Consider the following 12835-nt stretch of genomic DNA (forward strand, 5'->3'; position numbering starts at 1 on the left):
TACACATTTAAATCATAACATATTTTTTTCACAGATACCATTCTATTTTGCCTGTAAAAGCCACACCTTTTGTTTCCCGGCATATCTTAAGGTATGGGAGTATAACTTTCCCCAAATTTTTTCCGAAGAAAGGAGGATACCTATGAAAAATGCTACCAAATTCTGCATTATCACCATTGTCGTCGGTATGCTGCTGGCGTTCACTATTTTTACGCTCTTTGCAAACGGGATACTGACGCTGGCAAACCCGTCCCTTTTCTTTATCGTGCTCATCGCGTTCGCCTGCATCATACTGGCGGCAATACTGGCAGGATCTCTTGCGGCCAAAAATGAAGCCCGGCTGAGGGAGGCCTACTACTGCTGCGGCAATCTGGCGGTTACGGGAGGCACCTGTCTGACGCTCGCCGCATTTCTTACTTTCCTGAGTCCGGTTTCCACAGGTATAGTATTTGCCATCGGCATAGCCGTTTGTTTTTTCTTTCTCGTACTGCTCCTGGGCGGAATTCTCTGTTTCCTTCATTCCTATTTTTCCTACCGTTCCCCTTCCTGCGGCTCTCCTGCCGCTCCGGGACATACCTTTGGACGGCCGGGGTATGAGGAGCTTCCCCTCAGCGATGAAGGAAGCTGCCGAAGGAGGCCAATCCTGTAATATGCCCCCGGTTCTGGCGCAGGTTCTGTCCGCAGAATTCCAAAGAAAAAATCAGCCTCAGATTTCTCTGGGGCTGATCCTTCTTTTTGTTTCATTGCAGAATCGTTATTTTAATAGGTAAAAAGCTGTGTCCAGTAATTCACGCCGCCAATCTGCACATAGCCCACGCCGATAGAAGTGAACTTTTCATTCAGGATATTGGCACGGTGTCCTGCGCTGTTCATCCAGCCTTCCATAACCTGTTCCGGGGATTTCTGTCCCCAGGCAATATTTTCGCCGGAGCCTCTGTAGCTGACGCCCTGCTCCTTCAACGCCGTACTGAAATCTCTTCCGTCCGGTCTGGTATGGGAAAAGGACGTCTTGATTTCAACCGCCCTTACCTGTGCGGCCGCCTGTACGTTCTGATCAACCTGCAGCGGGGACAGGCCTGCTTTTGCACGTTCCTCATTTACCAGCCTTGCCACCTGGGCAGCAAAGGAAAGCTGGGTTTCATTATCCTGCGTTCCATCATTTCCCGTATCTCCGCCCGGTTTTTCCTGGTCGGGATTGTCCTGGCCCGGTTCGTTCTGATCCGGCTTTTGATCCGGCTTCTGATCCGGTTTGCCCTGGTCCGGCTGATCGGTTCCCGGCTTATTCTGATCCGGCGTGCCGTTATCGGGCTTTCCCGTATCAGGCTGGCTGCCGTCCGGCTTTCCTGTATTCTGATCGCCGCCGGGCGTTCCCGGAAACGTATCACAGGGAGGAATGATTACCGGGCAGTCGCCCCACTGGATAGAGCCAAAGGAATTTCCCAGGCCGTTCAGCTTATCCTTGATATCCTCCGCGCTGCTGCCCTGAATAACTATCATATTTTTATAGGCAGCGTTCTGTATTCCACGGCTGTTTCCAGCTGCATGTGCGGTTAATGCCGAGCCGGGAGTAATCCCCGCCGCCATTCCCAGAACAGATACCGTAACTGCGCCTGCTGTAAGTAATGTTAATTTTCTCATTGCTGTCTCCTTTACAATTATTACGAATTTGTTACAAATATGTTACAAACACATAATAATACAAAAAACAGCATTGTGATCGTGGAAAGTTATGGAAACAGCAGCTTTTGGCACTGTCCGGGCTGCTGGCATTACAGCCTGTGCTCCTGATAAAAATCCTTCAGGCCGCTTTTTATCTCCAGCGCAAGCTCCGTTTTCCGGACACCTTTAATTGCGCCCTCCAGCGCCGAAAGTCTGTGGATACACGCCGAAGTGTCTATACTTTGAATCTTCAGCCAGACCTGCGTTTTAATTTGCGGCCGAAAACAGGCTTCGCGTCAGAGAATATGCGGGCTATGGGCTATAACAACAGCAGCCCCCATATTGCCGCACATACAATCCCTGCAAGCCCCAGCGCCGGTTGCTGCTCACTCACGGAAAGGCCGGCCCAGTAGGAAGGGAAAATCCAAAGCAGGTACTTCATTCCGTCATGGATGAAAAATGCGCCGGCAGCCGGCAGCATTAACAGCGAGGACAGTTTCGCAGCCGCCATCCCTTCCAGCCTGTTTGATGAAAAACGCAGGATCAATAAAGCATACAGCAGGCCATAAGCGCCGCCATTAACCGCCAGGATTCCCACAGCCGGCCCCTGCAGCCTTTGCAGGGAAAAAGGAACCAGCAAAGCGCCTGAGGCCGCAGCCGCCAGAACCGCCGGAACGCCCAGCCGGGAAATCAGGTAGCCATTCCTGCCAAGCGGCGTAATACACAGATAGGAGGCCATGCCCTCATCCCTTTCTTCCAGCACCACCATTGCGGCGGCAAAGCAGAACATGGCCGGGGCAAGCATAGAATAGAACACATCCGTCAGTCCGTAAAAAGGGCTAAGAAGCTCCTTCTTTTGAAAATATGTACAAAGCAGTGCTTCCACTCCAGGGATGCCCAACCGAAACAGGATACCGCACACTACGGGAAGCAGACATGCCATTAGAAGCATACCGTCCTTTCCAATAACAGACAGCATTTGTAAAAAAGCCTTTTTCTGTGCCTTCATAGCTTCGCCCCTCCAAGACAGCACCACATTTTATTCATCCGCAGCCATGCAAATCCCGCCAATAAAAGCAAAGTGAACACCGAAACCGGCAAAAGCTCATACCATACAGTCTCAGTTCCCAGTAGCATTTTCAGGCAGGCCACCGTAGGGAAAAATTCAACCGGGCCTTTAACTCCCAGAAGGCACAGCGCCGGAGGGACGAAGCATATCATCTCTATGGGGACCGTCACAAGCAGATATTGGTTCAGACTGCTTATGCCCGAGGCTGCGGCCATTCCCAGCAATGAAAACAGCAGGGAGCCATACAGCGTTCCCACAAGCGCCCAGGCCAGCCGCCGCGGTCCAAAGCCTGCAAAACAGCCCAACACTGCCGCGACGACCAGTGAAATCAGGGCAAAGGATACTGCCTTTGCCGCCATATATTCCCAAATCCGCACCGGGGAGAGCGCCAGAACCTGAAGCACTCTCTGGCTTTTCTCCAACAAAATGCACGCACCCATAAAGAAAAGGCCCATTGCCGCCGGATCGGAAAAAATCAGCACCGCTGCTGCCACGCTCCGCCACGTAACCGGCAATGCCGATAAAAGCAGCAGATAAATAAGTGTAAGGGCTGCATATAAAAACCAAAAGCCATAGGTAATCTGAAACCGGATATCACCGGCCGTCAGCCGAAGAATTCTCATACCAGCGCCCTCCCTGTAATCTCCAGAAAAATATCGTTCAGATCCGGCTCACTGCTGTGCAGGGAGGTGAGCCGGTTTTCTGCCATCAGCCTGTTCAGTCTTACATCCTGCGAGGTATTGGATAAAAGGCATTCTCCCCGCCTTTCCCCGCCGTCCTGCCGTTTCCAGGTATAGGAAAGCCTGGCTGCCCCCCTGCCCATTATCAGGTTATGGGGCGTATCCAGCGCACATACCCTGCCATTTACTATAAAAGCAACCCTGTCGCAGAGCTCTGCGGCATCATGCATATTGTGGGTCGTGAGTATAATTGTTTTTCCTTTCTCCTTCTCTTCCAGAATCATATCCTTCATCACACGGCTGTTGGACGGATCCAACCCGCTTGTAGGCTCATCAAGAAAAAGAAGGCACGGATCATGTTGCAGCGCCCGCAAAAAGGCAAGGCGGGAGCGCATACCTTTGGAAAAACCGGATACCCGCTTATCACCATCCTTTCCCAGTCCCGCTTTTTCCAGGCTTTCCTGCGGCGGCCTGCACACCCTGCCGTACAACGAGGCAAAATACTCCAGATTCTGACGCGCCGTCAGCTTCTCATACAAGGCCGGGAATTCAAAATCTACGCCGATATCTTCATAAAATGCCTGCGTCCGGTTCCTGCACTCCGTTCCATTCACCCGGACGCTTCCCTGATAATTCGTTATCAATCCAGTCATAATCTTCTGGACAGTGGTCTTTCCTGCGCCCGAGGGACCCAAGAAGCCAAAAATTTCTCCGCTCTTCACCGAAAAATTCATTTTTTCAATAAAAGGCTTTTCGTCATAGCTGAATGTGAGATCCTTTACTTCTATCATAACACTCCTCCTTTTACTATTTGACCATAATGTTATTAACAGTCAAATAAAATATAAAATAATGTCCGCCGCCTGTTTTGTGCCGGCAGCGGACACATTGGCTATATTTATTTTAATTCAGCATCCCTGTTTGTTTTTCTGCTGTCATATAACTCAAACAGTTGCAGCACAAGGCCCCTGAGCAAAAGTCTGAGTGAATCCGTATTTCCGGTCATTCCTCCCTCATGCCCATAAATCATTGCAGCAAAAACTGTCCGGAATGCATCTCCGAACTGTTCCGCAGCCTTCTCCGCCTCGCCCTCCATGCCAGGGAAAAGTCTGGCAATGACAGTCTCCGCCATTCCGGCATCCTCCGAAAAATGGGCGGCCAGTTCATCCTGGGGCAGCTTTCTTGCCAGAATTTCCAGTTCACCGGAGTTCATCAGACGGATCACCGGAGCCTCATCCGCCTGTCTGAAAAAATCCATCAGCAAATCCGTTATTGCCTCCACCTCCGGCTCTCTGCCGGACATACGCTCCACACGCTGCAGAAGCTGTGTTTCTATTTTTTCATGAAATTCCATCAAAGCTTCAAATAGCAGCTGTTCCTTGGAATCATAAAACAAATAGAAAGTCCCTTTCGGTATCCTTACCCGGCGCACCAGCTCATCCACCGTGGTACGGCGGATGCCATAAACGGACATACAGTTCATTGCCTCATCCTTCAAACGCCTGATGATATATTCTTTTTCCTGATCCGAGTATGACTTTGGCAATGGCAGCACCTCTTTTCACCGGCTTTTTTATTTTTTGACTATTTTGTTTGTTTTAGTCATTATAGTTTTATTTTTCTGAACTGTCAAATGTTTTTCCAAGGCAGTTATTTATGGTAATTTATGCCAATCCTGCTGTTTTCCAGGCCAGTTCAGCAGTTACCTGTGAACACATGCTTCAGGTGCCTGCCTGCGACATCCGCCAGCCGGCAGACAGTCTCCACTTTTGTGGATGGCCGATCCGTCATTTTCCATCTGGGGAAAAAACGGGTCACATGTAACGGTATTTTATCGTCAACACCTGCTACCCAGGCCGCCAGCTGCTCCATCTGCCCCTCCGAATCATTTTCACCGGGGACAATCAGGGTGGTAAGCTCCACATGGCAGGCCGGGGCCGCCCTTTTTATAAACCGCTTCACAGTCTCCAAATCTCCGCCCAGGCTTCGGTAAAAGGCGTCCGTAATGCCCTTTAAATCAATATTCATGGCATCCGTAAATGGAAGGATTTCCTCCAGTACCTCTTCCGTCACGCTGCCGTTGGTCACAATAACATTTTTCATTCCCGCCCTGCGCACCAGCGCCGCCGTATCACGCACATATTCATAGCCCACCAACGGTTCGTTATAGGTATAGGCCACGCCGATATTTCCCTGCCTTTGAAGCTCCAGGGCTTTTTCCGCCAGCCTTTCGGGGGAAACATAAACCGTTTCAGGTTCCTCCTCGCACATGGATATCTCATAATTCTGGCAGAAGGGACAGCTTAGATTACAGCCGAAGCTGCCTGCCGATAAAATCCTGCTTCCCGGTGCAAACATGGCGAGCGGCTTCTTTTCAATGGGATCCAGCGCAAGGGCGGTCAGTCTTCCATAGTTTACCGGACGGCTTTTCCCGTTTTCATTTTTTCTTGCCCGGCACCGCCCGATCTGCCCCGGCTGAAGCAGACAGTGATGCATGCATATCGGACAGCGTATCTGCCTTTCTGCCATTCAATGCTCCTTTCCGCCATGCGCAGCTCTTTTCTGCTTTTGGCTGGTACTACCCCTTTTCACCGTGTCTGATCACTTCAAAACGTTCCAGGCTCACTTCATCCTCTTCCCGGATGCCTGCTTTTCTCCGGGCGATGGCAATCTGCTCTTCCACGCTGTCCACGCCGTCAAGATCGGGCAGCAGCAGCCCGCGTTTTCTCCCCTTTGTAACAATTACGCCATATTTCTTCACGTCCAGCTCTTCTTTGGAAGTGATCGCCTCAGGCTCTCCCAGCACGTCCACACTGTAAACCAGCCGTTCCAGTTCTTCCTCCTTCACCGGCTGGAATCTTGGGTCCTGTGTTCCTGCGCTTACCGCATTCCTGAGAATCTCCTCCGCCACACAGCCGGTAACCGGCGCAATGGTTCCGATGCAGCCCCGCAGCATGCCGTCTTTATGAAGGGAAACAAATACGCCGGCCCTGCGAGCAAGCATTTCGGATGGAAGTTCTTCCTCCGCCCTGGAAAGCGTCAGGCTTTTGCCGGTTCTGATATAGGTTTCCAGGGATTTCCTTGCCAGCCGCACATAGATATCCTCCCTGCCCTTATCTTCCACCGCTTTCCTACGCTGCTTTTCTTCATACCGTTTCAGGAAGGCCCGGGCTTCATCCGTTCCCGTTACCGTATAGGTGCAGATTCCATAACCCACACCGAAGGGGCCTTCATAGGAAAGCCTGCGCGCCTCCACAGCCCTGCGATCCAGGCAGCCTGCCATGATGGTAAAAGAACGGTGTCCGCACTCACCTGCTTTTTCACAAAAACTCTCCGGATACTCCAGGAGTTCTCCAAAAGAAGCCCTGCCCATGGTTTCCATAATCCGCTTATCATAAGCCGGCCCTTCCTCTTTGTATCCGTAAGGGCCGTCCTCCTTCAGGCGGTGGGACAGATCCCCGCTGGCGATAATTACGGTCCTTCTGCCCAGCTGCTCCGCTGTCTTTTGTATCAGCAGCCCGGCCCGGTAATGTTCGGCAAGGGACAGGCCGGAAAGCCCCACGCGGACAAGCCGGTAGCCGTCATAATATTGGTTCACAAAATACAGCGGCACCATGACGCCGTGATCCAGCTGTCTGTCCCGTTCTCCCAGCGTTCCCAGCGGGAAACTTTCCCTGTCGGCAAGGCTGCAGAGCTGCCGGACAAATTCCGTGTCATACTCCGCCTCCAGCTTAACCTGCCCCGCCCGGAACTGTCCGAAATCTCCCGACGCCCAATGTCCAGAGGCCACATGAAAATAATCCGCATACATCACCGTATGCGGCGACAGCACCACAATCGTTTCCGGACGGAGGGCTGCAATTTCCTCCGCCGCCCTCCGGTATGCCTCCTGCGTGTCTGTTATCGCCTGTTCTTCACCTTTTCCGATTGCCGGAACAATCAAAGGAGGGTGAGGTAGCATAAATCCGGCTGTCACTGCCATATGATCATCTCCAATCCTGCAGTGTTTCACTATAAATCATAATAAGCGCCAAATTCCGCCGGATGGGGGATCTGGCTGATTGCCCTGCTTTCCTTCCGCTTTCTTTCCAGCCAGATCTGAATCAGCCGTTCCGGGAAGACCCCATTTTTTGTCAGATAATCATGATCCTGCTCCAGCGCATCCAGCGCCTCGTCCAGTGACTTGGGAAGTGACCGGATACGGGCCTGCTGCTCGGGGGACAGCTCATAAAGATTATAGTCATAAGGCCCCCAGCCATTGGCCTGCGGATCGATCTGCTTCTCCATCCCGTCCAGCCCTGCCATCAGAATGGCGGCGTATGCATAGTAGGGATTGGCGGTGGCATCCGGGCTTCTTAATTCGAATCTTTTCAGCTCCGGCGTTTTCGCATATGCCGGAATACGGATAACCGCGCTTCTGTTGGAGGTGGCATAGCCGATGGTAACCGGAGCTTCAAAGCCGGGTACCAGGCGCTTATAGGAATTGGTGGATGGATTCGTCCATGCACACAGGGAGGGCGCATGCTTCAGCAGGCCCCCGATAAAATAATGGGCCTCACGGCTTAAGGAAGAATAGCCGTCTTTATCATAAAAGACCGGTTTGCCATCCTTAAACAGCAGCATGTGCACATGCATTCCGCTGCCCGCCTCCTGATAAACAGGCTTGGGCATGAAAGTTGCGGTCCGGCCTTCTGCGGCAGCCGCATTTTTTACGATATATTTTGTAATCATGGTTTTATCAGCCATGTCCACCATTTCTCCCAGCTCCACTTCGATTTCCAGCTGGCCGGGGCCTCCCACCTCGTGATGGTGGTATTTTACACGGATTCCCCAATCCTCCATGAGCATACACATTTTGCTTCTCAGATTATAGGAAATATCCTGGGGCGCGGCGATGTGATAGCCGCCCTTATGCTTCACCTCATATCCCAGGTTGCCGGTATCCGCAAGTCCGGTATTCCATTCGGCCTGCCTGGTATCCACCGCATAGGAAGCGCCTCTGGGAGATACCTGATAGTTTACGGTATCAAAAAGATAAAATTCAAACTCCGGCCCGATCGCAATAGAATCCGCCGCGCCGGACTGTTTCATATACTCTGCGGCCCGCAGCGCCACGTTTCTCGGATACTGATCGAAGGGCTTGTTTTCATCCGTTCCTATGACACACACATCCCCTGTCATGGAAAGTGTGGGGATTTCCGCAAAGGGATCGATCACCGCGCTGTCCGGATCGGGAATAAAAACCATATCGCTTTTTTCGATGGGCGCATAGCCATAATTGGAACCGTCGAACCCTATCCCCTGTGTAAAAATACTGTCTCCAAAGCGCTCCAACGGTATGGTAATATGCCGCCATCGGCCATCCAAATCCACCATTTTAAAATCAATCATACGAATGCTGTTTTCTCTGCACAGCTGCAGCACTTTTTCACTCTTCCCCATAAAAAATCCCCGCTTTCTGCGAACTCAAGCCGCATTTTTATGTATATGGGCAGCAGGATGGACGGATACGTCTGCACCCCTTTCCTGACTGCTGCCGTTCAACCTTATTTTAACACAAAAAGCCCCGGCGGAAAACCGGGACTTTCTCTCTGAGTTCTGTATAATATTTTACAGCTATGAATATTTTTTACGGCCTGGTACTGTTTATCCTGTCAAACAGCCTTGCACAGTCCAGAGTAAGGCTGTGAGGCACCACCGGGCTTTCAATACGCCCGTCCCTGATGCAGTTTACGGCTTCTTCAATTTCATAAAGGAAGCCATTCTCCGTCACAGTATCCTGGAAATGCATGACAAGTTCATTGTCTTTATTATAAAGGAAAGCCTCCTCGGCAAAATGGGGATGGGGAATGACTATTTTCCCTTCACTTCCATAGATTGCCATTCTCTCGTGGAGCGCTGCTGCAAAGCTTGTGCGCAGAGACGCCATCAAACCAGGGTAGCAAATTGTTACCTGATCAGACAAATCCACTCCTGTGTCGCTCCATACTGCGGATACCTGCATGTTTTCGATGGAACGGCCCGCCATGTAAGTGGTAAGTTCATAAGCATATACGGTTATGTCAAACGCGGCTCCACCACCCAGTTTGGGACTGTAATAGCGGTTATCCTTATCTACAGGAGCGAGAAAACCGATAGCCGTATCTATGAAAGACGGCGTTCCGATTTTTCCTTCATCCATCCACTGTTTTGCCATCTTTATTGCAGGAAGGAAACGGCTCCACATGGCTTCCATGACAAATACTTTTTCCTGTCTTGCTTTTTCAAATACTGTTTCTGCCTGGGCGCTGTTTACAAACATTGCTTTTTCACACAATACCGGGACTTTGTGTTCCAGGCAGAGCATAGTCAGGGCATAATGGGCATCCGTGGTCACTGCAATATATACGCAATCCGGCTTCTCTTCTATCAGCATTTTTTCATAGCTGTCATAAGCCGCCTTCAGGCCGTTTTTACGTGCGAAGGCCTGCGCCCGTTCCATGGATTTACTCGCAACCGCCGCCACCTCGCAGTCTGCGATACGGTTCACCGCATCGCAGAATTTGTTTGCAATATTTCCTGCCCCCATTACTGCAAATCTGAAATTAGTCATAACAATACCTCCTCTGTCCTTTTATCCTGTACAAACGGTCTTCTATTTTTCCTATCTGATAATAATAGCTTACTTTCAGGATAACTGCATTTTCAGGGAAAAGCAACCTGTTTTTTCGGCGCCGCGTTCCAGGCAGGGACCGCGGATACAGTCCGTAACAGCAGGAAGCGAATACTGCCTTTCATCCATATATTTTTTGTTTACCGCAGCTGCAGATTGACTCTTTACTATCAAAGTGATAATATTTTCATATATTTAAACAGGAGAATTAATTATGACAGATAAACTTATGGAATGCATAACCAATCCGGTAAAATGTAAATTACTGCTTGAAATATATTCTCAGGGACAGGCAAACGCGAAACACCTGTCCGATAAATATACCGATATCCCACCTGCTACCCTATACCGCCATTTGAAGAGGATGCTGCATGACGGAATTTTGAAGGTAGTTGAAGAAACTCAGGTGCGCGGCACCGTAGAAAGAACCTATGCCCTTGCACAGAATATCAATTCCAATATGGAAAAAATATTGGAAGAAAACTCCGGCGAACTTTATATGCAATATTTTATGCAGTATATCATGGGCTTTGCCAGACAATTTCAACAGTACTGCCAGTCCCCCAATATAAATATTAAGGAGGATATGACCGGCTTTTCTCTTTCCCCTCTCTATTTATCGGATGAAGAACTGACAGCCCTTGTAACGGAAATTTCTAAAACTATCAGTGCAGTAAAAAATAATGAACCAAATGCAGAGCGTAAATTACGGACAATTGGCGTAATCATATCTCCGGCTGAAAAATTGGATAACTAAAACTGCCGCTCTCAAATCAGGGCGGTTTCTATTGATCTTTTATTATCAATATGATAATATTAGCATTATGATACTATTATACCATTCACCAACTACAGGAGGTTAAATTTTGGACACTTTACTTAGGATTCTGCCTTTGCTTATTCCTGTTCTGATTGTGGATTCAGCACTTGCAGCAGCTGCTGTGGCTCATATTTTACGGCATCCGCATTATCATTTTGGCAATAAAACCCTGTGATCATTGCCACAGTCTTATTGCTTTTTGGGCCAATCTTCTATTTTATGTTCGGGAAGGGGGAAAATGAATGAATGTACTAACCATACAAAATCTGTCAAAAAGTTTTGGAAAGCAAAAAATCATAGACGGCCTCAGCATGTCTGTGCCGGAGGGAAGTGTTTTCGGTTTTATTGGCAAAAACGGTGCCGGGAAGACAACAACTATGAAAATGGTACTTGGCTTACTGCAGCCTGACAGCGGCAGTATCTTTGTCTGTAACGAACCGGTTCGTTTTGGGCAGACAAAGACAAATCAATATATCGGATATTTGCCTGATGTCCCGGAGTTCTATAATTATATGACGCCGATAAACTACCTTACCCTTTGCGGGAAAGTGATTGGTTTATCAAAAACTGAGATTACGCAGCAGGGACAGGAGCTGCTTACCCTTGTTGGTTTAGACGGCGTAACGAAACAAATCGGCGGTTTTTCCCGCGGCATGAAGCAGCGTCTTGGAATTGCACAGGCCTTGCTGACAAAGCCCCGGCTTCTGATTTGTGACGAACCGACCAGTGCGCTTGATCCGGCAGGGAGAAAAGAAATATTAGATATTCTCCGCAAAATCAGCAGTACAACAACAGTCTTGTTTTCCACCCATATTCTTTCCGATGTGGAACGTATTTGTGACCATGCTGCTTTTTTGAATGACGGGAAAATTGCTGTCTGCGGCACCCTTGCAGAAATTAAGTCTTTGCACGATCATGACAGTCTGCTTTTGGAATTTTCAACTGATAATGAGCTGCGGATTTTCAGGGAACAGGAAGCTGTAAAACCTCTCCTTCCCAATTCAGAGGGAACCAACAGGGAAATCATTATTCACAGCCGGAATATGGAAAAGGTACAGCACTCACTTTTCCTGGTCTTTGCCGAAACGGGGCTTTGTCCTGTCAAAATGGAAATTATGGAACCGTCTCTTGAAAGTCTGTTTTTGGAGGTGACAAAATGAACGGATATATTGCTTTTGTGAAAAAAGAATTTATGGAAAACATAAAAAATTATCGTTTTTTTATCTTGTTTGCGGTTTTCCTGACTTTTGGCATAGCAAGTGCATTTCTTGCAAAATTCACACCCGAGATTTTATCAGCTTTAGCTGCGGATATGGAAATGAATTCAGAACCCGTTGCATTGGATGCGTGGAAACAATTTTACAAAAATATCTCCGGTGTTGGTTTCAGTGCATTTATTATTTTATATGGAAGCTGTCTGTCAACTGAATACTCCAAAGGGACTTTAATTTTAATGGTAACGAAAGGGCTGTCACGTAAGGCTGTCATCCTCGCAAAATTTACTGTCGCAGCCATTCTTATGACCCTTTGCTATTGGGTCAGTTATGGTGCGGCTTACGGTTATACAGCTTACTTATGGGATAATACAAATCTGCCTTCTGTTGCATTTGCAGCATTTGCCCTTTGGATAGCCGGTTTTCTTTATTTAAGTATTCTTATGGTTGGCTGTGTCATTTTTAAACAAACCTTTACAAGCATACTTTTTACAGGCGGTATTGCCGCCCTTATCTCTTTACTTGGCATTATCAAACCTCTTGCCGGCTTCAATCCGTTTATCCTGACTACGAAAAATGTGGATTTAATTTCCGGCATGGCTGCCGTATCGGATTTTCTGATACCTGCATTGATTTCCATTGGCATATCCATCTCAGGATTGCTGACTGCAATCTGGCTCTTTAACAGGAAACAATTATAAATGGATGCAGTCTCCATACAATAAGTACATTGATTTTATG

The 12835-nt window shown here is 48.8% G+C and carries 14 protein-coding genes; 4 read left to right on the forward strand and 10 right to left on the reverse strand.

Annotated elements, in window-relative coordinates; genetic code table 11:
• Positions 1-142 precede the first annotated feature (142 nt).
• A complete protein-coding gene (locus tag DXC51_RS04305) occupies positions 143-649 on the forward strand; it encodes a hypothetical protein (protein WP_117543842.1) in 507 nt (168 codons plus the stop codon).
• A gap of 110 nt (positions 650-759) precedes the next feature.
• Here DXC51_RS04305 and DXC51_RS04310 read toward each other — a convergent pair whose 3' ends face one another.
• The 10 genes from DXC51_RS04310 to DXC51_RS04355 form a co-directional block, all read right to left on the reverse strand.
• Complete coding sequence (locus DXC51_RS04310; protein ID WP_243003121.1) at positions 760-1638, reverse strand: CAP domain-containing protein; 879 nt, start codon at positions 1636-1638, stop codon at positions 760-762.
• A 131-nt stretch (positions 1639-1769) separates the two neighbouring features.
• Positions 1770-1931, reverse strand: coding sequence for a TfoX/Sxy family DNA transformation protein (locus DXC51_RS30520; RefSeq protein WP_117544022.1), 162 nt, complete (start codon positions 1929-1931; stop codon positions 1770-1772).
• Between the two features lie 47 nt (positions 1932-1978).
• Entirely contained in the window at positions 1979-2668 is a 690-nt protein-coding gene (locus DXC51_RS04320; protein WP_117543844.1) for an Rv2686c family ABC transporter permease subunit, read from the reverse strand.
• Positions 2665-3351, reverse strand: coding sequence for a fluoroquinolone export ABC transporter permease subunit (locus DXC51_RS04325; protein ID WP_117543846.1), 687 nt, complete (start codon positions 3349-3351; stop codon positions 2665-2667). Before DXC51_RS04325 ends, DXC51_RS04320 begins: the two co-directional genes overlap by 4 nt.
• Complete coding sequence (locus DXC51_RS04330) at positions 3348-4199, reverse strand: ABC transporter ATP-binding protein (RefSeq protein WP_117543848.1); 852 nt, start codon at positions 4197-4199, stop codon at positions 3348-3350. The genes DXC51_RS04325 and DXC51_RS04330 overlap by 4 nt, the downstream gene beginning before the upstream one ends.
• 107 nt (positions 4200-4306) lie before the next feature.
• A complete protein-coding gene (locus DXC51_RS04335) occupies positions 4307-4954 on the reverse strand; it encodes a TetR/AcrR family transcriptional regulator (RefSeq protein WP_117543850.1) in 648 nt (215 codons plus the stop codon).
• Positions 4955-5103: 149 nt separating this feature from the next.
• The gene (amrS, locus tag DXC51_RS04340) at positions 5104-5937 is read right to left on the reverse strand and encodes an AmmeMemoRadiSam system radical SAM enzyme (protein WP_117543852.1); all 834 of its coding nucleotides are present in this window, start codon (positions 5935-5937) and stop codon (positions 5104-5106) included.
• A gap of 49 nt (positions 5938-5986) precedes the next feature.
• Positions 5987-7390 carry an AmmeMemoRadiSam system protein A gene (amrA, locus tag DXC51_RS04345; protein ID WP_117543854.1) on the reverse strand — a complete coding sequence of 468 codons (1404 nt, stop codon included), beginning with the start codon at positions 7388-7390 and terminating at the stop codon, positions 5987-5989.
• A 29-nt stretch (positions 7391-7419) separates the two neighbouring features.
• Entirely contained in the window at positions 7420-8850 is a 1431-nt protein-coding gene (gene glnA, locus DXC51_RS04350; RefSeq protein ID WP_021636003.1) for a type I glutamate--ammonia ligase, read from the reverse strand.
• A 187-nt stretch (positions 8851-9037) separates the two neighbouring features.
• Positions 9038-10000: a Gfo/Idh/MocA family protein gene (locus tag DXC51_RS04355; RefSeq protein WP_102289036.1), complete on the reverse strand. Its 963-nt coding sequence runs from the start codon at positions 9998-10000 to the stop codon at positions 9038-9040.
• Between the two features lie 274 nt (positions 10001-10274).
• Between DXC51_RS04355 and DXC51_RS04360 the strand changes: the two genes are divergently transcribed.
• The 3 genes from DXC51_RS04360 (at position 10275) to DXC51_RS04375 (ending at position 12795) form a co-directional block, all read left to right on the forward strand.
• A complete protein-coding gene (locus tag DXC51_RS04360) occupies positions 10275-10817 on the forward strand; it encodes a helix-turn-helix domain-containing protein (protein WP_117543856.1) in 543 nt (180 codons plus the stop codon).
• A 305-nt stretch (positions 10818-11122) separates the two neighbouring features.
• Positions 11123-12040 carry an ABC transporter ATP-binding protein gene (locus tag DXC51_RS04370; protein WP_117543858.1) on the forward strand — a complete coding sequence of 306 codons (918 nt, stop codon included), beginning with the start codon at positions 11123-11125 and terminating at the stop codon, positions 12038-12040.
• Positions 12037-12795 (forward strand): ABC transporter permease, encoded by a 759-nt coding sequence (locus DXC51_RS04375; RefSeq protein ID WP_117543860.1) that lies wholly within the window; start codon positions 12037-12039, stop codon positions 12793-12795. Before DXC51_RS04370 ends, DXC51_RS04375 begins: the two co-directional genes overlap by 4 nt.
• Positions 12796-12835 lie beyond the last annotated feature (40 nt).

The organism is Eisenbergiella massiliensis (assembly GCF_003435485.1).